Raw genomic sequence first — 23,232 nt, forward strand, 5'->3', positions numbered from 1 at the left:
AACGATCTCTATCGCCTTCGAATCGAAGGTGACGCGCTCAGCGGCTCTTTGATCAAGGCGACGACGTTGTAGGTGCCGATAACCTCGTCCGGGCCGCTCAGGCGGTGTGCTGGTATTCGTGGAGGACTCCGCCGAGGCGGTCGCGTCGTCGGACGTCGAGTTCGTCGGTTCGGCCCAGCTTGGCGATCTGTTGGGGGAGCGGGCGTAGGGGTGCCGCGGCGTGGAACGCCCGGTGGGGCCGGTGTTCGTTGTAGAACGTTTCGTACTCGCGGAGCGCGTGGAGAAGATGGGCCTGGTTGACGATTAGGGTCCGGTCGAGGAGTTCGGATCGGCAGGTCCCCACCCAGCGTTCCATGATCGCGTTCATCCTCGGTACTTTGATTCCGGTCTTCACGACGGTGATGCCCTCGTTGTGGAAGACCGCGTCGAAGGCGGCCGTGCATCGGCTGTCGCGGTCGCGGATGAGGTACTTCCCGGCGGCGCCGGAGTCTTGGAGGTCCATGACCAGGTTCCTGGCCAGCTACGTGGTCCAGGTCCTGGTGGGGTGCGCGGTGGCGCCGAGGACACGGACGCGGCGGGTGGCGTGTTCGATGACGGCGAAGACGTACAGCCGTGCTCCGGTCAAAGTCCGGGTCTCGAAGAAGTCAGCGGCGAGGATCGCGTGGGCTTGGCTGCGCAGGAACGCGGGCCAGGTCTGGCGCTCTCGGCCGGGATCGGGATCGATACCGGCGTCCTTGAGGATCTCCCAGACCGTCGACGGGGCGACCTTGATGCCTAGGGCGGCCAGTTCGCCGTGGACGCGCGCCGGTAGCCCCAGCTGGCGTTCTCTTCCGCCAAGCGGAGGACCAGGCTCTTGATGCTGCGAACGGTGGTCGGTCGGCCCGGCCGTTTAGGGCGGGACGCCTTCGCGTGCCGGCGGTGCAGGAGGTCTCGATGCCAGCGCAGGATGGTGTCCGGGGAGACGATCAGGTGTAGCTGTCGCAGTGTCGGCCGTGGTAGTCGGTGCAGGAGGGCACCGAGGAATGCCCGGTCGGACGTGGTGAGGTGAGGTTTGTCGATCTGGCGTTGCAGGACGGCGAGCTGGTGGCGCAGCGCAAGAATCTCGACGTCCTTGTCCACATCGCTCATCGGCAGCAGCCGCACGAAGGCGAACACGTTCGTCAACGCCATGTAGGAGAGTCGCAGCAGCACGATGACTAATCCTGGCGTACCGCAACTGTCGGTCCGCAGCCGTATCCGACAACCGCAGGTCAGAGCCCATGGATGACGTTTTCGGCACCGACGGGAGCTACTCGACCGGATGATGATCTTCGGACGTCGTCATCTCCAGTCGGTGCTCACCGACCATTTCGACCATTACAACTCGCATCGCCCGCACCACTCGTTGGGACAGGCGCCACCGCTCGGGCCGGCGCATCTGTCAGTGGCGGTGGCCGGCAGACGGGTGGTGCGGCGCGATCGTCTCGGCGGCCTCATCGGGGAGTACTCGCAGTCTGCGTACGGTGGCCGACTTTCTGGCACCCACACGCCGGGCCGGCGAGGTGCGTGACTTGCGGCTTCTCCGGTGACTTCGGTTCGGGATACCCGGTGTGGCCAGTGGTCATTGCGCGGTCCAGCCTCCGTCGACCACCAGCACGGTGCCGGTGACCAACCGTGAGGCAGGCGTGGCGAGGTAGATGACCGCGTTCGCGACGTCTTCCGGGGAGCCGAGCCGGGCCAGCGGGATCTTCGCGAGTACCTTGGCACGCTTCTCGGGATCGTCGAGGATCGGCGCGGTACCGGGGGTGTAGACGAAGGTCGGCGCTACCGCGTTGACGGTGATCCCGTGTTCGGCCCACTCGACCGCCAGTGCCTTGGTGAGCATGTTCACCCCGCCCTTGCTGGCACAGTAGACGGCGGCGTCGGGAAGGCCGACGAAGCTCGCTTGTGAACTGATGTTGATGATCCTGCCACTGCGGCGCAGGATCATTGTCCGTGCCACCGCCTGGCTGGTGAAGAACACGCCGCGCAGGTTTACGGCCATCATGTCGTCCCAGTCCGCTTCGGTCACGTCGAGTGCCTTGTACGCGTGACCGAGGCCGGCGTTGTTGACGAGCACGTCGATCCGGCCGTGGGTGGCGACGATCCGGTCCACCGTCTGTCGGATGGAGGCGACGTCGCGCACGTCCAGCAGTACGGGGTGGAGCTGCACGCCCCGGTACCGGGCCTCTACGCTGAGGTCCGCGAGGTCCGCCGTGGTGCGGCCGGTGGGTACGACGATCGCTCCGGCCTCGGCGAGCAGCATCGCCAGCTCCCGGCCGATACCTCTGCTCGCCCCGGTCACCACCACCACGGCGTCGGTGACGTCGAACGCTGCCGTCATCGCCGGACCTCTAGAAGTCTGTCGACGTGTATGCGACGCGTCCCTGCACGACGGTCAGTCGTACCTGGACGTCGGCGTCGACGACCACCAGATCGGCGTCCATGCCCGCCGCGATCTCGCCCTTGGTGTCGGCGACCCCGGCGGCGAGAGCCCCGTTTCGGCTCACGGTCGGCCACAGCTCCAGCATCGAGCGGCCGGACGCCCGGATCAGGTTCCGCAGCGCCTGGTCCATGGTGAGAACGCTGCCGGCGAGGGTGCCGTCGGACAGGCGCACGGCGCCGTCGCTGACGCTCACCGGCCGGCCGCCGATGGTGAAGGAGCCGCTGGGTAGGCCGGTCGGGCGTAGGGCATCTGTCACCAGGACGATCCCTTCGGGGCCTTTGGCCATTAACGCCGCCGCCAGGATCGCGGGGTGGACGTGCACGTTGTCGGCGATGAGCTCGGCAAGGAGTTCGGGCATCGTCATGGCGGCGGCGATGGGGCCCGGATGTCTGTGATGCAGCGGGGGCATCGCGTTGAACGTGTGGGTCATGTGGCGCGCGCCGCGGTTGACGGCGTCGACGGCCTGTTCGAACGTCGCGCCGGTGTGGCCGATGCTGACGCGGATACCCCGGTCGACGCACTCGTCGAGGAGCGCGGTCGCGCCGGCGAGCTCCGGTGCGAGAGTGATCAGGCGTACGGCGCCGGTGGCGAGGAAGCGGCGGGCCTCGACGAGGTCGGGTAGCCGGATCTTCGTCGGGTCCTGCGCCCCGCACTTCTGGGTGTTGATGTACGGGCCCTCCATGTGCGCGCCCAGCACCTGCGCGCCGGTGACCGCGTACGCGGACGCCTCGGCGACCGCCTGGAGGGCCGACATGGTCTCCTCGGTGTCGGCGGTCCAGGTCGTGGCGAGGAACGAGGTCACGCCGTGCCGGACGAAGAACTCGGACATCGCGACGATCCCGGCGGGATCGCCGTCCATCACCTCGTGACCGACGGCGCCGTGTACGTGGACGTCGATGAAGCCGGGAAGGACCGTCGCGCCGCTGAGGTCCAGGACATGCCGGCCCTCGGACACCTGGGGCGGTGGTGCTCCGGGGCCGTAGCTGTCGACGACGGTGCCGGTGCAGGCGAGCCAACCGGAGTCGACGACACGGTCGCGCGCCACGATGCGCGTGTTCGTCAGCAACAGCCCGGGCATCGGCGCCTCCAGTGGTCGGTTGTCGAGGTACGGCACCCGGTCGTATGTCAGGGGCCTGTCGACAGATGATTGGCGCCCGGTACGGACGGCGCCACGTCACGCTAACAAGACGCTCTTAAGTGGTCCAGACCAAACACAAAAATGGTACAGACCAAATTTGCGAAAGGTCTGGACCTGTTGACGGTCGGCAGCTAGAGTCAGCCTCCACAAGACAGGCTGTAACGGCCGTCACTCTGCTGCCTTCACGTTCTTTTCGCAGGTAGCGGACGACGCGGCCGACCCGATGCGGCTTTCGGTCGGAAGCCGAGTGAAAGGTGACTGATGAACTCGCTGCGCCTCGAATTCGACCACGTGGGTATCACCTGCCACGAGCCGCAGGAGGACGAGACCTGGGTCGAGGCCACCCGCGTCTGGGTGACCAACCCCAGGCAGCACCCGCAGAGCCTGGAGTTCCTGCGCTACGAGCCGGACAGCCCGGTGACCGGCCCGGTCCGCGAGCGGCCGCACATCGCGTATCGGGTTCCCAAGGGAACCCTCGAGGCCCTGCTCGAGGCCGCCGACGAGGTGCTGCTGGAGCCCTGGGAGGCGCAGAAGGACGTGGTCCGGGTGGCGTTCGCGCTCAAGGACGGCGCCGTCATCGAGTACATGGAGTACATGGGCGACCCGAACCAGTGGTTTCCCGCCGAGCGCAACGAGCTCTGACCCGCGTCGACCCCTCCCGGGACGCATCCACGCTCCTCGTTAGTGAAAGAGACGTAAGAGTGAACGAACTCGGCTGTTCCTCCCTGTGCTTCGCCCGCATGCCGCGGTCGGAGGCTCTGGACACCATCGCTTCGCTGAACTTCCAGTGGGTCGACCTCGGCATGCTGCGGACCTTCAACGTGGGGGAGGGGCCGTTCCGCGCGCTGCACCTCGACGCGCTGGAGGTCGACGCCGACGAGGTGCGGCAGGTCCGCGACCGCCTCGACGCGGCGGGCTTCAAGCTCGCGGCGGTGAACGCCGGGGGCGGCTACCTGAACGTGCCGTGGGAGCGGGAAGAGGGCACCGCCTACATCCGACGCTCCATCGAGATCTGCCGGGAGCTCGGCGGGTACGCGGTCACCATCCAGTCCGGCAAGCTGCTGCGCGGCACCGACTGGCGGGCCAACGTCGACTACGTCGCGCCGGTCATCCGTGAGCTGGCCTCGTTCGCTGCCGAGACCGGCGTCGAACTGCACATCGAGGGCCCGCACATCGAGATGCTGACCCACAACCTCGCGACCACCCGGGACTTCTTCGAGATCGTCGACCACCCCAACCTGTTCGTGACGATGGACCCCAGTCACATCGTCGTGGCAGACGAGGACCCGCTCGAGGTCACCCGGGCGCTCGGTCACCTGATCCGGCACGTGCACATCCGTGACGGCGCGGGCGCCAGCCCGGTCATCGTGCCGGGCCGGGGCGAGATCGACTGGCCCGCGTACGTACGGGTGCTCCAGGAGATCGGCTACCAGCGGCCGGTGATGATCGAGCTCTGCCAGGACGAGTCCGAGGAGTACGAGGCGTCCAACGCCCGCTTCCTCGCCGACACGAATTTCTCGCAGCGGTTCATGCGCAACGTGCTCGACGTCGTTGCGTCGTCGGACGCCCTGGCCCGGTAGGGCAACCGGCGCCTGAGGCGTCAACAACCCATTCGACGTCATCGCAGACCCAGCTGAGCCTGGCCGCACCGGGAGAACACCTTGACAGCAAGCAAGTGGCCGCTGTTGACGAGCCCTTTCACTATCGGCCAGGTCAGCCTGCGCAACCGCTTCGTCTTCCAGCCGCACTTCACGGCCCTCGGTAACGAGGGTGCCCCGTCGGCCGACCACCTCGCCTACTACGAGGAACGGGCGGCGGGCGGGGCCGGCCTGGTCATTTTCGAAAGCCAGGCCATCCACCCGACCGGCCGGGTGTCCCGCCACACGGTGAACGCCTGGGACGAGACCAACATCCCGGCGTACCGCAAGATCGTCGACGCGGTGCACCGGCACGGCGCAAAGTTCTTCAGCCAGCTCGTGCACTCCGGGCCGGACACGCTGGCCACCCGGCCGCCCCTGATGTGGGGCCCCACCCAGATGCCGGAGCCGTCGAACAACTTCCCGACCAAGGCGATGGAGCTCGACGAGATCCAAGCGGTGGTCGAGTACTACGCCCGGTCGGCCAGGAACATGCGGGAGGCAGGCTTCGACGGGGTCGAGGTGAAGATCGGCCACGACGGGCTGCTGCACGCGTTCGCCTCTCCGTTCCTCAACCGGCGGACCGACGCGTACGGCGGCGACTTCTCCGGCCGGATGCGGCTGTCGGTCGAGGTGCTCGCGGCGGTGCGGGCCGCGATCCCGGCGGACATGCCCGTCGGCGTACGGCTCTGCCTCAACGAGTACACCGAGTGGGGCTACGACACCGAGTACGGCCTGAAGATGGCCGCTCATCTGGAGCGCACCGGCCTCGTCGACTACTTCAACTCCGACGCGGGCACGTCGTCGAGCTACTGGATGCAGATCCCGCCGACGGTGTACGACGAGGGCAGCTTCCGCCACCTGACGAAGAGTCTCAAGGGGACGGTCAGCGTTCCGGTCATCTCCTTCGGGCGCGTCAAGCATCCGGAGATGGCCGAGCGGGTCCTCACGTCCGGCGAGGCTGACCTGATCGGGATGGCCCGGCAGCTCATCGCCGATCCGCACACACCCAACAAGGCGACCGAGGGCCGCGACGACGACATCCGGTACTGCATCGGCGGCAACGACTCCTGCATCTTCCAGGTCGCGCACGAACAGCAGATCCGCTGCGACCACAACCCGGCCGCCGGCCGGGAGCGGCTGTTCAGCGAACGCCTGCTGACCACGGTCGCCGACCCCAAGGAGATCGTCGTCATCGGCGGCGGCCCGGCCGGCATGAAGGCGGCCGAGACGCTGGCCCGCCGGGGTCACCGGGTGTCGCTGTTCGAGAGGAACACCCGGCTCGGCGGCCAGGTACTTCTGGCCGAGCAGCAGCCGTTCCACGTCGAGATCTACGACGTCGTCGACTACCTGGACCGCGCGCTGCGACGGCTGAAGGTCGACGTCAACCTCGGCGTCGAGATCACCGAGGACCTGCTGGACGAGATCGAAGCCGACGCGATCATCGTCGCGACCGGCTCGCGGCCGGCACTGTCCCAGGTCGCGGTCAACCCGGCGATCACCGGCCAGGAGCCGACCGCCGGACTCGACCACTTGAACTCGCCGGCGCTACGCGATCTGGACCCACAGGTCCTCGCCACCGTCGACGAGGTGCTCTCCGGAAGCCGGGAGCCCGGGAAGCGTGCCGTGGTGATCGACGGTACGGGCAACTGGGAAGGGGCCGGCACGGCGGAGTACCTCGCCAACGCCGGCAGCGAGGTGTGGGTGGTCGCCGGCGCGTTCAGCGTCGGGTCCTCCCTGGAGGCGGCCAACCGGCACCTCTTCTACCAGCGGGCGGCCAAGAAGGGCATCCACACCCTGACCACGACCGCGTTCGCCGGGTTCTCCGACGGCATCGCACGGCTCACGAACGTCTACACCGGGGAGACGACGGAGATATCAGGAGTGGACCTGGTCGTTCCGGCGGTCGGTCGCCGCTCCGACGAGGCGCTGTTCCTCGACTGGAAGAAGCGCGCGGGACAGCGTGCGATGTACCGCCTTGGTGACTGCGTGGCACCCCGGATGCTGCGTGAGGTCATCAGGGAGGCCTACGAGTTCGGGATGAGCTTCTAGGCCGTGTCCTCATGGCGCTGCCCGGAGGCGGCGCCAGGAAAGACCGTAGTTCGAAATGAGACACGTGTTCGGCGCGGATCCGGTCCGTGACCGGGGAGCGCCCCGTACATCTTCAAGCCTCGGAGGAAACAGTTCGATGAAGAGATCACTCCACGGCCGGTTAGCGTTGGCGGCCACGGCGGCCGTCGTCGCCGCGCTCGGCCTCACCGGCTGCGTGTCCCAGAGCAGCGGCAGCGGCAGCGCGTCATCCGGAGGCGACCACGGCAAGGGCCGTATCGCCTTCATGATGCCGGACCTGGTCACCGCCCGCTGGGACCAGCAGGACAAGCCGGTGTTCGAAGCCGAGATGAAGAAGGCCTGCCCGGACTGCAAGGTGACCTACTACAACGCCAAGGGATCGCCCGAGACGCAGCTGGCGCAGACGCAGTCGGCGATCACCAACGGCGTCGATGCGGTCGTGCTCGCCCCGATCGACAAGAACGCCGCGATCAACATGGTGAACCAGTTCCACCAGGCGGGCGTGAAGGTCATCAGCTACGCGACGATCATCGACACCCCGAACGTCGACTACGGCGTCACCACCGACATCTTCAAGATCGGCGCTCAGCAGGCGCAGAGCCTGGTGGACGGGCTGAAGGCCAAGGGCATCACCAGCGGCAACCTCATCGCCATCAACGGTGACCCATCCGACGCGTTCGGCCCGAAGTACAAGGCCGGCGCCCACTCCGTACTCGACAAGTCCGGCTTCACCATCGCCGCCGAGTACGACGCCAAGAACTGGGACGGCACGACGGCGCAGTCCCAGATGGACCAGGCCATCACCAAGGTCGGCAAGGGCAACTTCGTCGGCGTCTACGCCGCCAACGACCAGCTCGCTGGTGGCGCCATCGCCGCGATGAAGAACGCGGGGGTCGACCCGACCACCATTCTGACCACGGGTCAGGACGGCGCCGTCGCCGGCCTGCAGCGGATCATCGCCGGCGAGCAGTACAACACCATCAATCTGCCGATCAAGGTGTTCGCGGCCAAGACCGCGGACCTCGCCGCCGCGGTGGCCAAGGGCAAACCGGCACCGACCGACATCGTCAACGGCACGACCAAGACGCCGTCGGGTGCGGAGATCAAGGCCTACCTGTACGACACCGAGGTCATCACCAAGGAAAACGTCTCGAACATGATCGTCCCGAAGGGCTTCTGGCCGTTGAAGGACGTCTGCACGCCCGAGTACCAGGCGGCGTGCCAGAAGGCCAACCTGTCCTGACGAGTACCGCCGAGTAATCCCGCAGCCCGAGAAAGCACGAGATCGTGACTGAACCGCTCATCAGTTTCCGCTCGGTCAGCAAGTCCTACGGCGCTGTCCGAGCTCTCGACGGGGCGTCATTCTCCATCGAGGCCGGCGAGGTAGTTGCCCTCGTCGGGGACAACGGTGCGGGCAAGTCGACGTTGGTCAAGGTGATGTCGGGGACGGTCGTCCCCGACACCGCCGAGATCACCGTCGAGGGTAAGCCCGTAAAGATCCACCACCCCAACGACGCCGCTCAACTCGGGATCGCGACGGTCTACCAGGACCTTGCCCTGTGCAACAACCTGGATGTGGTCGCCAACCTGTTCCTCGGTCGCGAGCACCACAAGGGCTCGCTCATCGACGAACTCGCGATGGAACGGGAGACGATAGACCTGCTGGCTGAACTGGCGGTCAAGCCCCGCTCACTGCGGGTACCGATCGGCAGCCTGTCCGGCGGCCAGCGGCAGTCGGTCGCCATCGCCCGCTGCCTGCTCGGCAACCCGAAAATGATCATCCTCGACGAGCCGACGGCCGCGCTCGGCCTCGCCCAGAAGCAACAGGTCGTCGAGCTGATCCGCCGGCTCAAGGCCCGCGGGCTGGCCGTCGTTCTCATCAGCCACAACCTGGCGGAAATCTTCGCCGTCGCCGACCGGATCGAGGTCCTGCGACTCGGCCGGAACGTGGGGTCCTTCCCCGGAGACTCCAAGTACACCGACGACGTCGTCGCGGCCATCACCGGCGCCCGGATCACCTCGTCGGAGGCAGTCGCATGACCACCCAAACCGTGAACGACACCGCCCTGCCGGGCGCGGCCGCCGAGGAGGCCGGCGGTCTCCGGGACAAGCTGCGCCTGCTGATGCGGGGAGACTCGGCGTCGCACGTCGGCGTCACCCAGGTCCTCGTGGGACTGGCGGCGATCTGGATCGTCTTCTCCCTGCTGAACCCGAACTTCGTGTCGCCGACGAACCTGACCAACCTCGCTCTGCAGATCGTCGCCGTCGCGACGATGTCGATCGGCGTGGTGCTGGTACTGCTGATCGGCGAGATCGACCTATCGGTCGGCTCGGTCAGCGGCCTGGCGGCGACCGTGATGGCGGCGCTCAACGTCAAGCAGGGCATGCCCGCGTTCGTGGCCATCGGGCTGGCGCTGCTGTGCGGTCTCGTGGTGGGCCTGATCCACGGCACGATCATCGCCACGTTCGGCGTCCCGTCCTTCGTGGTCACGCTGGCCGGTCTTATCGGCTGGCAGGGTCTGCAGCTGCTGATCTTCGACTACACCGGGGCCATGAACCTGGGCGACCCGAAGGTGCTCGCCCTCACCGACACGTTCTTCCAGCCGTGGGCCGGCCTGGTCGCCACGGTAGTGATCGCGCTCGCGATGGGGCTGGTAACCCGGCGCCGCCGGGCCCGCCGGCGGGAGCTTGGCCTGGGCAACCGGTCCGCCGCGTTCGACGTGGTTCGACTGGTGGCGTTCGCGATCGTCGTCGCCGTCCTCATCCTGGTGTTCGGCATCAACCGGGGCATCCCGCTGAGCGTACTGATCGTCGTCGGTCTCGTGGTGCTGATGGACTTCATCGCCCGCCGTACCCTGTTCGGCCGGCGGATCTACGCCGTCGGCGGGGACGCCCAGGCGGCCGAGCGGGTCGGCACCAACGTCAAGCGGGTCACGATCCAGATCTTCGTACTGGCGTCGTTCTTCGCCGCCCTCGGTGGAGTGCTGTCGGCGTCCCGCCTGATGTCGGTCAGCCAGTCGGCCGGCGGTGGCGAGGTGCTGCTCGACGCGATCGCGGGTGTGGTCATCGGCGGTACGAGCCTGTTCGGCGGCCGGGGCAGCGTCTGGTCGGCACTGCTCGGTGCGCTGGTCATCGGATCGATCTCGAACGGGATGGATCTTCTCGCGCTCCGCTCTCCGGTGAAGCTCATGATCACCGGTGCGGTGCTCGTCGCGGCCGTCATCTTCGACGCCGTGATGCGCCGCAGGCAGAGCCGGTAGTCGATGGCAGCCGTTCGTCTAATGGATGAGGAGTGAAGCGGTGAGTCCTGGACCCCGGGTCGGCATCATCGGTACCGGCTTCATGGGTACGACGCATGCTGCGGCGTGGCACGCGATCGGAGCGACTCCGTCGGCTTTCCTGGACCGCCAGGGCGCCGACGATGCGCTGCCCCGACAGTACGGCGCAGAGGTATTCACCGAGCTGGACGCGTTCCTTGGGGCCGTCGACGTGGTGGACATCTGCGCCCCCACCCACCTGCACGCCGACCTCGCGCTGGCCGCGGCCGCCGCGGGCAAGCCGACCCTGTGCGAGAAGCCGCTCTCGCTGGATGTCGCCGAGGGCATGCGGGTCATCGACGCCTTCGACCGGGCGAGCGTCCCGTTGCAGGTGGCCCACCTGCTGCGGTTCAGTCCGGAGTACCGGGCCGTCCGGGACGCCGTGGTGAACGGCGAGATCGGGCGGCCGGCGGTACTCCGGCTGTCACGTCTGTCGTTCGCGCCGGACCGGGGAGCCGACAGCTGGTTCGCCGACGAGTCCAGGTCTGGTGGCCTCTTCTTCGACCTGATGATCCACGACCTGGACTACGCCCGCTGGGTGGCCGGTGACGTGGTCAGCGTCTACGCGCGTTCGGTCGGCGGGGCGAAGGACCACGGCATCGCGATCCTCAAGCACGCCAGCGGCGCCATCACCCACGTCGAGGCGTCCTGGGCGAACCCGGCGCCGGTGTTCCGGACCCTGCTCGAGGTCGCCGGCTCCCGCGGAATGATCACCTTCTCGTCCGACAACACCTCTCCGCTCACGCTGCGGCTGCACAAGAAGGCCGAGGACGTGACCACCGGGCTGGGCGACGTGGCGTTGGCGGCCAACCCGTTCGAGGTTGAGCTCCAGCACTTCCTCGATGTCGTGGCCGGCGCCAGGCAGCCGGTGCTGACCGCCCTGGACGGGCTGGCGGCGGTCCAGCTGGCCGACGCAGCCCGCCGTTCAGCACGTACCGGGCAACCGGTTTCCATCAGCCCACTCGGAGGGGGTGCCTGAATGGCCAGGATCGGCATTCTGGGCGTCGCGCATCTGCACGTCGACGCGTATATCGAGAACCTACGCGCGGCGGGCGCGGACGTGGTCGGCGTGCACGACCGGGACCCCGAACGCGGGCAGAGGTGGGCGGCCGACAACGGGCTCACCCACTTCCGTACCGCCGGGGAACTGCTCTCGCAGGGCATCGACGGGGTGGTCGTGTGCGCCGAGACGGCGTACCACCGGGAGCTCGTCGAGCAGGCCGCCGCGGCGGGCGCGGCTGTGCTCTGCGAGAAGCCGCTCGGAGTCAGCCATGAGGACTCCGACGCGATCGTGAACGCGTGCGAGCGGGCCGGGGTGTCCCTGATGACCGCCTTCCCGGTGCGCTTCTCGCCGGCCGTCCGGCAGATCCGGGACATGGTCGCCGCGGGCGACCTCGGTGCGCTCCGCGCGTTCTCCGGTACGAACCAGAGCGTGATGCCCATTCACGAGCGTTCGTGGTTCGTCGATCCGGCTCTCGCGGGCGGCGGCGCGATGATGGACCACATCGTGCACCTGGCCGACATCTTCACCTGGATGGTGGGTGCCGCGCCCACGGAGGTCTACGCCGTCGGCAACCGCATCGTGCACGCCGAGATGGTGACCGTGGAGACCGCCGGCCTGGTCATGCTGACGTACCCGAACGGGGTCTTCGCCTCGATCGACTGCAGTTGGGACCGGCCGTTCAACTACCCCAGCTGGGGCGGTATCGCCCTGTCCGTGGTCGCGGACGGCGGCACGGTGGACGTGGATCCGCTCAACCAGCAACTCACCCGGTTCGGCGGCAGCCCGGCCTACGGCTGGATCCCGTGGGGGCTCGACACCAACCAGTTCATGATCGACGAGTTCCTCGCGGCCATCGACGAACGCCGTCAGCCCAGCGTGACCGGCCGTGACGGCCTGATCGCCACGAAGATCGCGCTGGCCGCGATGGAGTCCGCCGCCACCGGAGCGCCGGTCACCCTGGCCGACTGACCTACTCCTCTCCACACTCTCTGACAGAAAGCAGTACGCCCATGCGCGCAGTGGTGTTCGAGGCACCTGGAAAGCTCTCCGTGACCGAGGTGCCGGATCCGACCCCGGGCCCCCGCGATGTGGTGGTCGAGGTGGCCGGGGTCGGCATCTGCGGCACCGACATCCACGTCTTCGACGGCGACTACGCCGGTACCCGGTTCCCGCTCATCCCGGGGCACGAGATCAGCGGGACCGTCGTCGAGGTCGGGTCCGAGGTCAGGAGCGTGGCCGTCGGTGACCACGTCGTCGTCGACCCGACGCTGTCCTGCGGCGAGTGCGAGTACTGCGTCAACGGCCGGTACAACCTGTGCCTGAACTGGAACTCGATGGGCGTCACCCGGGACAATGGGGCGTCGGCGCAGTTCCTGCTAGCCCCGGCCAAGAACGTGTACGTACTGCCGGACGGGGTCGACCTCTACCAGGCGACCATGGTCGAGCCGCTGTCGTGCGCGATCCGGGCGTACGACGTCCTGCCGCGGCGGATGGGCGACCACTACCTCGTCTATGGCGCGGGCACGATGGGCCTGCTGCTGGCCCAGTTGGCGCCGCGCGCCGGTGCGGCGAGCGTCAGTGTGGTCGACCCGAACGCCGGCCGCCGTGAGCTCGCGCGTGAGGTCGGCATCGAGGTCACCACGGCCAGCGCCGACGAGCTCGACCGCGACCGGTGGGACGTGGTCATCGACGCGACCGGCGTCATCGCCGCCATCGAGGACGGGCTGCCCCGGGTGAAGCCGGGCGGCACGTTCCAGCAGTTCGGCGTGGCCGGGTTGGACGCCAAGGCCCGCTACCTGCCGAACAGCATCGTGCGGGACGAGATCAACATGGTCGGCTCGGCCGCCTCGCTGCACTCGTTCAGCCGTGCCGTCGAGATGTTCGCGGCCGGGGCCATCAAGAGCCGGCCGATGATCAGCCACGGCTTCACGCTCGACGACTACGGCAAGGCCATGGACATGTTCCGCAACGGCCAGGGGCGCAAGCTGCAGATCCAGCCGAACGCCTCCGCGTCCAGCGAGTTCTAGAACCGGGTCGGAAACCTCTCATGGACCGGAAGGTCTGCGACGTGGTCACCGGTGTGACGGCACCGCCGAGTGGCGGCGCCGTCACACCGGGAACCGCGGTCATCGCGCTCGACGTCGGCGGCACGGCGATCAAGGGTGCCGTGGAAGCGGCGAACGGGCTGATCGACACTCGCCTGCAGGTGCCGACGCCGGTAGCGGACGGTGTCGAGGCGGTGGTGGCGGCGATCGTGGCCACCATCGAGGCGCTTCGAGCGGCTGCCAGCCCGCAGCTCACCGTGGTGGGCGTCGGAATCATCTTTCCCGGCGTGGTGGACCGGGAGGCGGGCGTCGCCCGGTACTCCGCGAACATCGGCTGGCGGGATCTGCCGATCCGCAGCCTGGTCAGTGACCTGGTGGGGTTGCCTGTCGCGATCGACCACGACGTCCGGGCCGCCGGGTTGGCGGAAGCGCGCCTCGGTGCGGCCCGCGGCGTCGACGAGGCGCTGTTCGTGTCGATGGGTACGGGCGTCGCGGCCGCCGTCGTCACCGGTGGCGCCGTCGTGAGCGGGGCGGGCGGAATGGCCGGCGAGTTCGGTCATCTACCGGTCATGCCGGACGGCGACCGGTGCGGCTGTGGTCTGCGCGGCTGCGTCGAGGCCTACGCCAGTGCCGCGTCGCTGGCCCGCCGGTACATGGCCGCGGCGGGGGCAGGGCTGCTCCGCGCCGAGGACGTCATCACGTTGGCGGGCAGCGGCGATGTGGTCGCCCGGAAGGTGTTCGACGACGCGGTCGTCGCCCTCGCCAGGGCTCTCGTCAGCTACGTCTTCATCATGGATCCCAGCCTCATCGTGATCGGCGGCGGCATGGCGGCGGCAGGCCCGGTGCTGACCGAGCCCGTCGCGATCGAGATGAAGGCTTCCATGCTGTGGCGCGACGCGCCGCCCCTGGTGACGTCCGCTCTGGACGGCGACGCCGGACGGCGGGGGGCTGCGCTGGTCGCCTGGAGCGCGTTGGACAAGCAGGCGTAGCCGAATTACGCGGGCCGGCCGCGATCTGGAGGATTCAAAACTGACGGATAGGTTCAATTAGGATGTAGCCGCCTACGTGCGGGATCGATCCGCGCTCATCGCCGCAGCAGCAATTATGGTGACGTTCGTGCCGCGCGCCCCGCCGTTAATGAACCCCTCTACCATCATGAGTCTATATCTGTTAGTTTTATTTATTGGTGTGCGTTGAGCGCCGTGGCACCTTCGTTGCCACCTCAGGCGGGAATGGTCGCGTGCAGGAGATGGAAGATGCCAGTCGCCTCTGAAGAAGCGGACGAGCCGAAGTACTACCTCGTCAAGAGGCACCTGCTGGGCCTGCTCGCTGACTTCAAGCCCGGCTCCCCGCTGCCTCCGGAGCGGGAGCTTGCCAAACTGCTGGCCACGTCGCGGACAACGGTTCGGCAGGCGCTCGCCGACCTGGTCACCGAAGGTCGGCTGGAACGTCGCCACGGCTCGGGCACCTATGTGGCCGAGCCGAAACTCGCCTGGTCACTGGAGATCGCCGGGTTCACCGAGCAGGCCGCCGCGTCAGGGCTCGAGCTTCGGACGTCATTGATATCCGCCCAGCGCGTTCGGGCGACGCAGGAAATCGCCGAGTTGCTGGGTATTAGCCCCAAGGACTCCGTGCACAGGGTCGAGCGTTTGCGAGAAGTGAACGGCTCGCCGATGGCCTTGGAGGAGTCGTATCTCTCCGTGGCCCGCTATCCGGGGTTGGGGCGGTTCCTGAAGCGGAACGGCTCGCTGTACCAGGTCCTATCCGAGCGGTGGGGTGTCACGATCGCGGATGCCGTGTCGACCGTTGAAACGGCTCCCGCGCCACCGCGGGAATCGAAGCTTCTCTGTACCGATACCGGCGCGCCGATGCTGGTTCTCTCGCGGCACAGCTTCGACGAGACCGGCGCGCCCGTTGAGTGGGGACGCAGCTGGTTTCGCGGCGACCGGTACAAGGTCGTCGCGCGAATGGGCTCGTGTCGTCACGCTGAGGTAGACGAGCACAAGGCCATTTCGCTGCAACCCCGCTCGGCTACGACGCGGTTGCAATCTCGTGCGCGACAGGCGGCCGGCTGAGTATGTGTGCCGAGAGCTCCGTCCGCATAGGGGTTAGGCAGCATCGCGCCCCAGCGCGGACCAGTCGGCGGGGGAGCAGATTGGGAGCAGCGGGGCGCATTCAACGGCGCTGAACCGCGTCCGATCGCGTTGAGTCGCTCTCATTGTCTCGGACTGACCTGTGTCTCCTCTCCTTCTCGTGTTCGTGCTGGTCAGGGCGGTGCCAACCGTTCGATTTTTTGACACGGAAGAGGTCACTGGTTCAAACCCAGTATCGCCCACCAGTAAAACAGCAGGTCAAAGGCTCGTTACCGGATCTTCGGTAACGAGCCTTTCGCTTTGCGTCCATTACATTGGGAGCAAAGTGGGAGCACAAGATCAGTTACCTCCCTGAGGTCCGACAGGCGTTGCGGGTGCCGAAAACCTCGTCCGTGCAGGTCAAGCGGCATGCTCGTATTCGCGGAGAATACCGCCGAGGCGATCTCGTCTTCGGATGCTGAGCCGGGCGATCCGTTCCGGATCGGTGATCGGTGAGGGCAAGGGGCGTAGCGGGCTGGCGTTCGCGATGCCTTGGTGAGGCCGGTGTCCGTTGTAGAACTGTTCGAACTCGCGCAGGGCGTGGAGCAGGTGCTGCTGGTTCCAGATCAGGGTGCGGTCCAACAGTTCGCGTCGGGTCTGTACCCACCGTTCCGTGATCGAGTTCATGCGGGGCATCCGGACGCCGCTGAGGACGACGTCGCTGCCCGCGTCGGTGAGAACGGTGTCGAACAGGGCGGGGAACTTCCCATCGCGGTCGCGGATCAGGAACCGCGCCCGGTAGCCGGCGTCCTCGAGGTCCATGACCAGGTTTTTGCCGCCCGCGCCACCCACGGCGCGAGCCGGTGGATCGCGCAGTCGAACGAGTCGAACACGTGGACGTCGCCGGCCGTGCGGACCTCGAACGACATCCGGTAGTCGTTGCCGCATACCTCGCAAACCGCCATCCGGCGAGCGTGCGCCCTGCGGCCCGACCCGGCAACCGGAGGGCGGCTCGCGGCGGCCGGCCCGCTCGTGATCTAGGGTGGGCGGTATGACCAAACCGACGGTTGACTTCCCCGAGGGCGACGCGCCGACCGAGCTTCAGATCAAGGACCTGGTCGTCGGTGAGGGCGCCGAGGCGAAGGCGGGCGACCAGGTGGTGGTGCACTACGTGGGCGTGGCGCACTCGACCGGGGAGCAGTTCGACGCCTCATGGGACCGGGGCTCACCGTTCACCTTCCCGCTCGGTGGCGGCCGGGTAATCGCCGGCTGGGATCAGGGCGTGCAGGGAATGCGGGTCGGCGGGCGTCGGCAGCTGACCATCCCGCCGCACCTCGGGTACGGCGACCGCGGCGCCGGCAACGTCATCAAGCCCGGCGAGACCCTCATCTTCGTCGTCGACCTGCTCGAGGTGCGGTAAACCGCGGTTTCAGTAGACCGGCGGGCTCATCACCCAGAGTGCCGTCGTCGGCTCGGGCCCCGGGTTGTGGTACGTGTGGGGCAGCTTGGGGTCGAGCAGCAGCGCGTCACCCGTGGCGAGGCGGTGGGACTCGCCGTTGACGCCCACGTCCAGCTGTCCCGTGAGAACGATGATGCACTCCTCGTCGGCGGCGTGCGTGTATGGCTCGTCGCCCGAACCCTTGCCCACCGCGATGGCGGAGTACACGATCTGCAACGTCTTGGCGCCCGGCGGCGTCAGCAGGTAGTCGTCGAGTGAGCCGGCCGGATGGGCCATCCGCTTGCGCTCTCCGGCCCGGACCACCATTCCGCTCGTCTCGGTGCCGACGAACAACGAGGCGACGCTCTCGCCCAGGGCGTCGGCGATCCGGCGCAGGGTCGCCATCGACGGGTTGGCGACGCCGCGCTCCACCTGTGAGACGAAGCTCTCCGACACCCCGACCTGCTCGGCAAGCTCACGCAGCGTGACGTCCTTGCGTCGTCGCACTTCGCGGATACGCTGGCCCAGTGTCTGGGCAGGGCCACGGGTCTGCTTGGTCAACGGGAAGCCGATCTGTCGGGTACGTGCGTCGATCCGACCTTAGTGCCGCTGGTGCGGCGGGGGCCACGCGGCACCAGGATCACATCATGACTTTGCTCGCGCCCAGGTCGCCCGGCGCGAACTTCAGCCCTCCGGGGGGCACGAGAAATTTCGACCTTTGAGGGTCTTGTCTGGCTCCGGTCACTGAAGTAATTTCACCGGAACTGAAGTAGTACTACAGTTCCGCAGCCGGCGCCCGGTCCCGGCGTGGCCAAGATCAGGAGTTGACCTTGAGTACGCAAGGGCGCGTGGAAATCGCCGGCGCCGGTCTGGCGGGCCTGACCATGGCGACAGCGCTCGCCCGCCGTGGCTGGTCGGTAAGGGTAAACGAGCGCGGGCGGGAACTGCGGGAAATCGACGCCGGGATCCACCTGTGGGAGAACGCGCTGCATGCCCTCGAGGCGCGGGTGCCTACGACGAGGTCGCGGCGATCGGCGAGCGGATCCACAGCCCCGAGCTGCGTGACGGCCGGCTCTACACGATCTCGCGCCGGGAGCTGCGTGCCGCGCTCGTAAACGCCGCGTGGTCGGCCGGCGGCGACATCCGCACCAATGCGGCTGTCGCCGGCGGGTAGCGAGAGCCGCAGGTCGGCTTACGGATCGAACGTTGTCAAGGCTTCGACAAGTCATACCTACGAAAGGCACGCATAGATGGCACGTACTGGGACCGGCGGGCAGCAGGGGATTTCCGGTGTCGAACGCAGATCCATCGATTACATCCCGCTGAACGAACGCCACGGCAAGGCCTGGGAGCAGGGGCCGTTCTGGATGACCGGCGGCATGGTCCTGCCGTCTCTGCTCATCGGCTTCATCGGCCCGTCGTTGGGGCTCGGGCTGGGCTGGACGCTGCTCGCCCTCATCGCCGGCATGGCGTTCGGCACCCTGTTCATGGCGCTGCACGCCAACCAGGGCCCGCTCCTGGGCCTGCCCCAGATGATCCAGTCCCGCGCTCAGTTCGGCGCCCGCGGCGCGATGTTCCCGATGCTGATGGCGGTCTTCATCTACATCGGCTACAACGTCTTCTACTTCATCCTGTGCGGGGACGCCGTCTCGGTGGTGCTGCCCGGCGGCAAGGTCTGGTACATCGTCTTCTCGGTCATCGCGCTCGTCATCGCGATCGTCGGCCACGACCTGCTGCACACGTTCCAGCGGTGGTCCAGCTACTTCATCATCGTCGTCTTTGCGATCCTCACCGTCGTCATGATCGTGCACTACCCCGTGCACGGCGCCCACCCGGTGGCCAGCGGCTGGTCGTTCAAGGCGTTCCTGGTGCAGTTCGCCGCGGCGGGCGGGTACCAGATCAGCTACGCCATCTACGTGTCGGACTACACGCGGTACCTGCCGGAGGAGACTCCCCAGCGCAAGCTCATCGGCTGGACCTTCGTCGGCGCGATGGTCGGCGCCGGCTGGATGGGCTGCCTCGGGGCGCTGATCGGGGCCTACATCAAGGAGCCGGACGCGATCAGCGCGCTGCACCAGGTGGGTGACTACCTGTTCCCGGGCTTCGGCGCGATCATCGCGCTGAGCACCATCCCCGCGATGGTCGGCACCTCCGGCGTGAATGCCTACGGCGCCATGCTGACCGGCGCCACCATCGTCGACGGCATCCGGCACGTGCAGCCGACGCTGCGGATGCGCATCGTCGGCCTACTCGTCGTCAGCGTCATCGGCACCGTGCTCACCCTGGTCATGCCGGCCGACTACCTGAACGCCTTCAACACGTTCCTCGGCATCATGGTCTACCTGCTCGTGCCATGGACCGCGGTGAACCTGGTGGACTTCTACCTCGTGCGCCGCGGCCACTACAGCGTCGACGACATCGTCAACCCCCGCGGTGCGTACGGCCAATGGTCCTGGCGCGGGCTGACGGCGTACTTCGCCGGCTTCATCGCCATGATCCCGTTCTTCTCGCTGAGCTTCTACGTGGGACCGGTGACGAAGGCGCTGGGCGGCGCGGACTTCTCGTTCGTGGTGGGTCTGCTCGTCGCCGGCGTGCTGTACCTGCTGATCTGCCGCAACCTTCGGGCCACGGAGTCCTACCAGCGTGGCTCCGGCGCCGAGCGTCAGGTCGTGGCGCTGTAACGCCACCAGTTCGCACGTGTCGCCGGCGGTCCGCTTCGGGCTGCCGGCGACACGTGCGAGGCGAACAACCGAACATCTCGAAAGACAGGTGAGGATCCATGCAGCAGGACGCGCAGACAGCCGACAAGGTCATCTTCGCCGACCAGGTACTGACGATGGGCAGCGCGGAGATCTCCGGACCGGCCGCGGTTGCGATCCGGGAGGGGCGAATCCTGGCGGTCGTCCCCCGCGAACGCGCCCGCGACCACATCGGACCGCGCACCCGGGTCCTCGATGCCGGGCGGCGCACGATAATGCCGGGCTTCGTCGACGTACACGCACACAGCGAGGTCGCGGCCCGCACGCGGTACCTCACCGTCGACTGCCGCGCCCCGGAGTGCGCCACGATCGCCGACGTCCTCGACAAGCTCACCAGCGCGCTGCCCGAGGCGCGCGACGGCTGGCTCGTCGGCGAGGCCAACCTGTTCTACGACCAGAAGCTCGCCGAGAAGCGCTTCCCGACCCGCGCCGAGCTCGACTCGGTCAGCCGTACCGTCGCCATCGCGTTGCGCTGCGGCGGCCATCTCACCGTCCTCAACAGTCGGGCCCTGGAGCTCGCCGGCATCGACGTCGACTACCAGGCGGTGACGCACAGCATCACCGGTATGCCGACGGTGGAGCGGGACGCGGGCGGCGTGCCCACCGGCATCGTCAAGGAGATGGACAACCTCCTGCCGCTTCCCGGCCTCGGCGCGGACGAGCTGCGCACGGCCATCGGCGAGGGCATCACGGAACTGTTCACGCGCCACGGTGTGACCACCATCGGCGAGATCTCCGAGACCGTCGACGGCATGCGCCACTACGACGCCAACCTCGCCGCCGGGATGCTGGCCGCCCGCATGCACTTTTACCTGTGGGTGCCCGGCACCGTCTCGCTCGACCAGGCGTGCGACCACCGGTCGTGGCTGCGGTTCGACTCGCCGGAAGACCTGATCCGGGTGCAGGGCGTGAAGATGTTCTCCGACGGCGGGTACTCCGCCGCCAGCGCCGCCATGAAACGGCCGTACGCGCTCGACCCGCATGGCCACCACTGCGGTGCGGTGGCGCTGAGCGCCGAGCAGCTCGCCGAAGCGCTCCGGCGCACGGCCGAGGCCGGCCTGCAGTTGGCCGTGCACGCCAACGGCGACCGCGCCCAGGAGGAGGTGTGCACGGCGTTCGAGGGGGTGCGCCTGCCGGCCGGAGCGCTGCGGCCACGGGTCGAGCACGCCGGGAACTTCGTGCCGGACTACGAGTGGGCCACCCAGGCGTGGCAGCGCGCCGGAATCATCCCCGTACCGCAGCCCGTCTTCCTGTACAACTTCGGTGAGTTCATCCCGACTTACGTCGGCGAGTACGCGCGTCGCGGTCAGTTCCCGTTCCGCCGCCTGCTCGACGACGGCTGGCCCATCTCCGGCAGTTCCGACGTCTGGATCGGCTCCGAGCAGCGCCAGACCAACCCGTTCTTCAGCATCGCCTGCTGCGTTCAGCGGCACTCGTTCCATGGCCACCCCATCGAGCCCGACCAGGCGATCACCAGGACGGAGGCGTTGCGCATGCACACGCTCAACGCCGCGGCGGCCATGGGCCAGGACAGCACCCGTGGCTCCCTGGAGCCGGGCAAACTCGCCGACCTCGTCGTCGTCGACCGCGACCCGCTGACCTGCGCCGAGGACGAGATCGCCGCGATCGAGGTCGACCAGGTGTTCCTTGGCGGTCGCTCGGTCTTCACCCGCGACGCAGCGCAGGACATCACCGCATGACCCTCGACATGACAGGACCTTCATCGCACCAGGCGCAGCCGAACTGGATCGCAGGCCAACCGGTCGGGTCCGACGACGTTCTCGAGGTCGTCCATCCGTGGGACGGCCGGCTGGCCGGTCGCGTCAGCCTCGCCACGCCGGAGCAGGTCGAGACCGCCGTCGCCGGCGCGTACGCGGTGCGCGGCGCGGCCGCCGCGCTGCCGGCCCACGTCCGGGCCGACGCCCTCACCCACGTCCACAAGCGACTCATCGAACGGGCTGACGAGATCGCCCGGCTCATCACCGCCGAGTCGGGAAAACCCCTGAAGTGGTCGCGGGCCGAGGTGAACCGTGCGGCGTCGGTGTTCCGACTCGCGAGCGAGGAGGCCCGCCGGTGGAGCGGGGAGCTGCAGCGGCTCGACACGGACCCGGGCGGTGCCGGTCGCGTCGCGATGATCCAGCGGGTTCCGCGCGGACCGGTCCTGGGCGTCGCCCCGTTCAACTTCCCGCTGAACCTCGTCGCCCACAAGATCGCCCCGGCGATCGCGGTCGGCGCGCCGATCGTGCTCAAGCCCGCGCCGAAGACGCCGCTGTCCGCGCTTCTGCTGGGGGAGTTGTTGGCCGAGACCGACCTGTCGGCCGGCATGGTCTCGGTGGTCGTCGTGCCGAACGAGCGCGCCGCCGACCTGGTCGCCGATCCGCGACTGCCGGTCGTGTCGTTCACCGGCTCCGGGCCGGTGGGCTGGGCGATCCGGGACGCAGTTCCGCGCAAGCACGTCACACTCGAACTCGGCGGTAACGCCGCAGCCGTGGTCTGCCCGGACTGGAGCAGCGACGCCGACCTCGACTGGGCGGCATCGCGCATCGCGACCTTCGCCAACTACCAGGCCGGACAGTCCTGCGTCTCGGTACAGCGGGTACTCGTGGACCGGTCGGTCGCCGACCGGTTCCTCGACCGGCTCGTGGCGGCCGTGCGTGCGCTGCGTACCGGCGACCCGTGGGACGAGACCACCGATGTCGGTCCGCTCATCGACCTTGCCGCCGCCGAGCGGGTCGAGGAGTGGGTGCGGGAGGCGGTCACGGCCGGCGCCACGCTGCTGACCGGCGGTATGCGCGACGGGGCCACCGTTGCCCCGACCGTGCTCGCCGACGTGCCGGTCGGCGTCAAGCTCTCCTGTGAGGAGGTCTTCGGGCCGGTGCTCACCGTGGCGACCGTGGACGGCGTCACTGACGCGTTCGCGGCGGTCAACGACTCGCGGTACGGGCTGCAGGCGGGTGTTTTCACCCACGACCTCCGGGTCGCGTTCCGGGCCCAGGTCGAACTCGAGGTCGGCGGCGTCATCGTCGGTGACGTGCCCAGCTACCGCGGCGACCAGATGCCCTACGGCGGCGTCAAGGAGTCCGGCGTGGGCCGCGAAGGAGTGCGTTCGGCGATGGAGGACCTCACGCACGAGAAGGTTATGGTGCTCGCCCAGCTCTCATGATCGTGAAGGATTCGGGGCGTCATGACGCCCCGAATCCTTCACGATCACGTTGTGGCAAAGGGGCGGGAGCGGCGTACGCCGCCCCCGCCCCAACGTCAGCGTCGACTACTTGGCCAGCTTGCCGAT

Annotated in this window: 22 protein-coding genes and 3 pseudogenes; 18 read left to right on the forward strand and 7 right to left on the reverse strand. The window is 68.0% G+C overall.

Going from position 1 to position 23,232, the window contains the following annotated elements:
- Nucleotides 1-97 precede the first annotated feature (97 nt).
- Together HC031_RS32485 and HC031_RS32490 are read right to left on the reverse strand one after the other, a co-directional pair.
- A complete protein-coding gene (locus HC031_RS32485) occupies nucleotides 98-502 on the reverse strand; it encodes a transposase (protein WP_240942255.1) in 405 nt (134 codons plus the stop codon).
- Between the two features lie 272 nt (nucleotides 503-774).
- Complete coding sequence (locus HC031_RS32490; RefSeq protein ID WP_338090560.1) at nucleotides 775-1,191, reverse strand: hypothetical protein; 417 nt, start codon at nucleotides 1,189-1,191, stop codon at nucleotides 775-777.
- 97 nt (nucleotides 1,192-1,288) lie between these two features.
- Between HC031_RS32490 and HC031_RS34740 the strand changes: the two are divergent.
- Nucleotides 1,289-1,549: pseudogene (locus HC031_RS34740) on the forward strand (integrase core domain-containing protein); the annotation flags it as partial.
- Between the two features lie 51 nt (nucleotides 1,550-1,600).
- Here HC031_RS34740 and HC031_RS09615 read toward each other — a convergent pair.
- Nucleotides 1,601-2,362, reverse strand: a complete 762-nt coding sequence (locus tag HC031_RS09615; RefSeq protein WP_167924824.1) for an SDR family NAD(P)-dependent oxidoreductase — start codon at nucleotides 2,360-2,362, stop codon at nucleotides 1,601-1,603.
- A gap of 10 nt (nucleotides 2,363-2,372) precedes the next feature.
- Nucleotides 2,373-3,542, reverse strand: coding sequence for an N-acetylglucosamine-6-phosphate deacetylase (nagA, locus tag HC031_RS09620; RefSeq protein ID WP_167924825.1), 1,170 nt, complete (start codon nucleotides 3,540-3,542; stop codon nucleotides 2,373-2,375).
- Nucleotides 3,543-3,863: 321 nt separating this feature from the next.
- Between nagA and HC031_RS09625 the strand changes: the two genes are divergently transcribed.
- The 11 genes from HC031_RS09625 (at nucleotide 3,864) to HC031_RS09675 (ending at nucleotide 15,749) form a co-directional block, all read left to right on the forward strand.
- Complete coding sequence (locus HC031_RS09625) at nucleotides 3,864-4,244, forward strand: hypothetical protein (RefSeq protein ID WP_167924826.1); 381 nt, start codon at nucleotides 3,864-3,866, stop codon at nucleotides 4,242-4,244.
- A 98-nt stretch (nucleotides 4,245-4,342) separates the two neighbouring features.
- On the forward strand, nucleotides 4,343-5,182 hold the full coding sequence (locus tag HC031_RS09630) for a sugar phosphate isomerase/epimerase family protein (protein WP_167924827.1): 840 nt from the start codon (nucleotides 4,343-4,345) through the stop codon (nucleotides 5,180-5,182).
- A gap of 81 nt (nucleotides 5,183-5,263) precedes the next feature.
- Nucleotides 5,264-7,291, forward strand: coding sequence for an oxidoreductase (locus tag HC031_RS09635; protein WP_167924828.1), 2,028 nt, complete (start codon nucleotides 5,264-5,266; stop codon nucleotides 7,289-7,291).
- A 55-nt stretch (nucleotides 7,292-7,346) separates the two neighbouring features.
- Complete coding sequence (locus tag HC031_RS09640) at nucleotides 7,347-8,552, forward strand: substrate-binding domain-containing protein (protein WP_167924829.1); 1,206 nt, start codon at nucleotides 7,347-7,349, stop codon at nucleotides 8,550-8,552.
- A gap of 44 nt (nucleotides 8,553-8,596) precedes the next feature.
- Nucleotides 8,597-9,349: an ATP-binding cassette domain-containing protein gene (locus HC031_RS09645; RefSeq protein WP_167924830.1), complete on the forward strand. Its 753-nt coding sequence runs from the start codon at nucleotides 8,597-8,599 to the stop codon at nucleotides 9,347-9,349.
- The gene (locus HC031_RS09650; RefSeq protein WP_167924831.1) at nucleotides 9,346-10,569 is read left to right on the forward strand and encodes a sugar ABC transporter permease; all 1,224 of its coding nucleotides are present in this window, start codon (nucleotides 9,346-9,348) and stop codon (nucleotides 10,567-10,569) included. Before HC031_RS09645 ends, HC031_RS09650 begins: the two co-directional genes overlap by 4 nt.
- 40 nt (nucleotides 10,570-10,609) lie before the next feature.
- The gene (locus HC031_RS09655; RefSeq protein ID WP_205862473.1) at nucleotides 10,610-11,605 is read left to right on the forward strand and encodes a Gfo/Idh/MocA family protein; all 996 of its coding nucleotides are present in this window, start codon (nucleotides 10,610-10,612) and stop codon (nucleotides 11,603-11,605) included.
- The gene (locus HC031_RS09660; protein ID WP_167924833.1) at nucleotides 11,606-12,598 is read left to right on the forward strand and encodes a Gfo/Idh/MocA family protein; all 993 of its coding nucleotides are present in this window, start codon (nucleotides 11,606-11,608) and stop codon (nucleotides 12,596-12,598) included.
- A gap of 41 nt (nucleotides 12,599-12,639) precedes the next feature.
- Entirely contained in the window at nucleotides 12,640-13,656 is a 1,017-nt protein-coding gene (locus HC031_RS09665; protein WP_167924834.1) for a zinc-dependent alcohol dehydrogenase family protein, read from the forward strand.
- Nucleotides 13,657-13,676: 20 nt separating this feature from the next.
- Nucleotides 13,677-14,663 carry an ROK family protein gene (locus tag HC031_RS09670; RefSeq protein ID WP_167924835.1) on the forward strand — a complete coding sequence of 329 codons (987 nt, stop codon included), beginning with the start codon at nucleotides 13,677-13,679 and terminating at the stop codon, nucleotides 14,661-14,663.
- A 267-nt stretch (nucleotides 14,664-14,930) separates the two neighbouring features.
- Entirely contained in the window at nucleotides 14,931-15,749 is an 819-nt protein-coding gene (locus HC031_RS09675; protein WP_167924836.1) for a GntR family transcriptional regulator, read from the forward strand.
- 417 nt (nucleotides 15,750-16,166) lie between these two features.
- Here HC031_RS09675 and HC031_RS09680 read toward each other — a convergent pair whose 3' ends face one another.
- Both HC031_RS09680 and HC031_RS33010 read right to left on the reverse strand, forming a co-directional pair.
- Nucleotides 16,167-16,568, reverse strand: a complete 402-nt coding sequence (locus HC031_RS09680) for an integrase core domain-containing protein (RefSeq protein WP_240942256.1) — start codon at nucleotides 16,566-16,568, stop codon at nucleotides 16,167-16,169.
- A gap of 29 nt (nucleotides 16,569-16,597) precedes the next feature.
- A pseudogene (locus tag HC031_RS33010) lies at nucleotides 16,598-16,711 on the reverse strand (Prokaryotic metallothionein); the annotation flags it as partial.
- An 86-nt stretch (nucleotides 16,712-16,797) separates the two neighbouring features.
- Between HC031_RS33010 and HC031_RS09685 the strand changes: the two are divergent.
- The gene (locus tag HC031_RS09685) at nucleotides 16,798-17,166 is read left to right on the forward strand and encodes an FKBP-type peptidyl-prolyl cis-trans isomerase (RefSeq protein ID WP_167924837.1); all 369 of its coding nucleotides are present in this window, start codon (nucleotides 16,798-16,800) and stop codon (nucleotides 17,164-17,166) included.
- Between the two features lie 9 nt (nucleotides 17,167-17,175).
- Here the strand turns inward: HC031_RS09685 and HC031_RS09690 are convergent, their stop codons facing one another.
- Nucleotides 17,176-17,745: a helix-turn-helix domain-containing protein gene (locus HC031_RS09690; RefSeq protein ID WP_240942257.1), complete on the reverse strand. Its 570-nt coding sequence runs from the start codon at nucleotides 17,743-17,745 to the stop codon at nucleotides 17,176-17,178.
- Between the two features lie 287 nt (nucleotides 17,746-18,032).
- Between HC031_RS09690 and HC031_RS34745 the strand changes: the two are divergent.
- The 5 genes and pseudogenes from HC031_RS34745 to HC031_RS09710 all read left to right on the forward strand — a co-directional run.
- Nucleotides 18,033-18,116, forward strand: a pseudogene (locus HC031_RS34745) (NAD(P)-binding protein); the annotation flags it as partial.
- A gap of 41 nt (nucleotides 18,117-18,157) precedes the next feature.
- Complete coding sequence (locus HC031_RS09695) at nucleotides 18,158-18,358, forward strand: hypothetical protein (RefSeq protein WP_167924839.1); 201 nt, start codon at nucleotides 18,158-18,160, stop codon at nucleotides 18,356-18,358.
- Between the two features lie 76 nt (nucleotides 18,359-18,434).
- Nucleotides 18,435-19,865, forward strand: a complete 1,431-nt coding sequence (locus tag HC031_RS09700; protein WP_167924840.1) for a purine-cytosine permease family protein — start codon at nucleotides 18,435-18,437, stop codon at nucleotides 19,863-19,865.
- Nucleotides 19,866-19,963: 98 nt separating this feature from the next.
- Nucleotides 19,964-21,643, forward strand: coding sequence for an amidohydrolase (locus HC031_RS09705; RefSeq protein WP_167924841.1), 1,680 nt, complete (start codon nucleotides 19,964-19,966; stop codon nucleotides 21,641-21,643).
- A gap of 8 nt (nucleotides 21,644-21,651) precedes the next feature.
- Nucleotides 21,652-23,106, forward strand: coding sequence for an aldehyde dehydrogenase family protein (locus HC031_RS09710; protein ID WP_167924842.1), 1,455 nt, complete (start codon nucleotides 21,652-21,654; stop codon nucleotides 23,104-23,106).
- Nucleotides 23,107-23,232 lie beyond the last annotated feature (126 nt).

The sequence above is a fragment of the Planosporangium thailandense genome, from assembly GCF_011947195.1.
Classification (GTDB): domain Bacteria; phylum Actinomycetota; class Actinomycetes; order Mycobacteriales; family Micromonosporaceae; genus Planosporangium; species Planosporangium thailandense.

Coding starts and splice junctions, on each gene's coding strand:
- HC031_RS32485 (WP_240942255.1), bottom strand. CDS start 502: ATGGACCTCCAAGACTCCGGCGCCGCCGGGAAGTACCTCATCCGCGAC.
- HC031_RS09615 (WP_167924824.1), bottom strand. CDS start 2,362: ATGACGGCAGCGTTCGACGTCACCGACGCCGTGGTGGTGGTGACCGGG.
- nagA (WP_167924825.1), bottom strand. CDS start 3,542: ATGCCCGGGCTGTTGCTGACGAACACGCGCATCGTGGCGCGCGACCGT.
- HC031_RS09625 (WP_167924826.1), top strand. CDS start 3,864: ATGAACTCGCTGCGCCTCGAATTCGACCACGTGGGTATCACCTGCCAC.
- HC031_RS09630 (WP_167924827.1), top strand. CDS start 4,343: ATGCCGCGGTCGGAGGCTCTGGACACCATCGCTTCGCTGAACTTCCAG.
- HC031_RS09640 (WP_167924829.1), top strand. CDS start 7,347: ATGAGACACGTGTTCGGCGCGGATCCGGTCCGTGACCGGGGAGCGCCC.
- HC031_RS09650 (WP_167924831.1), top strand. CDS start 9,346: ATGACCACCCAAACCGTGAACGACACCGCCCTGCCGGGCGCGGCCGCC.
- HC031_RS09660 (WP_167924833.1), top strand. CDS start 11,606: ATGGCCAGGATCGGCATTCTGGGCGTCGCGCATCTGCACGTCGACGCG.
- HC031_RS09665 (WP_167924834.1), top strand. CDS start 12,640: ATGCGCGCAGTGGTGTTCGAGGCACCTGGAAAGCTCTCCGTGACCGAG.
- HC031_RS09670 (WP_167924835.1), top strand. CDS start 13,677: ATGGACCGGAAGGTCTGCGACGTGGTCACCGGTGTGACGGCACCGCCG.
- HC031_RS09675 (WP_167924836.1), top strand. CDS start 14,931: ATGCCAGTCGCCTCTGAAGAAGCGGACGAGCCGAAGTACTACCTCGTC.
- HC031_RS09680 (WP_240942256.1), bottom strand. CDS start 16,568: ATGGACCTCGAGGACGCCGGCTACCGGGCGCGGTTCCTGATCCGCGAC.
- HC031_RS09685 (WP_167924837.1), top strand. CDS start 16,798: ATGACCAAACCGACGGTTGACTTCCCCGAGGGCGACGCGCCGACCGAG.
- HC031_RS09700 (WP_167924840.1), top strand. CDS start 18,435: ATGGCACGTACTGGGACCGGCGGGCAGCAGGGGATTTCCGGTGTCGAA.
- HC031_RS09705 (WP_167924841.1), top strand. CDS start 19,964: ATGCAGCAGGACGCGCAGACAGCCGACAAGGTCATCTTCGCCGACCAG.
- HC031_RS09710 (WP_167924842.1), top strand. CDS start 21,652: ATGACAGGACCTTCATCGCACCAGGCGCAGCCGAACTGGATCGCAGGC.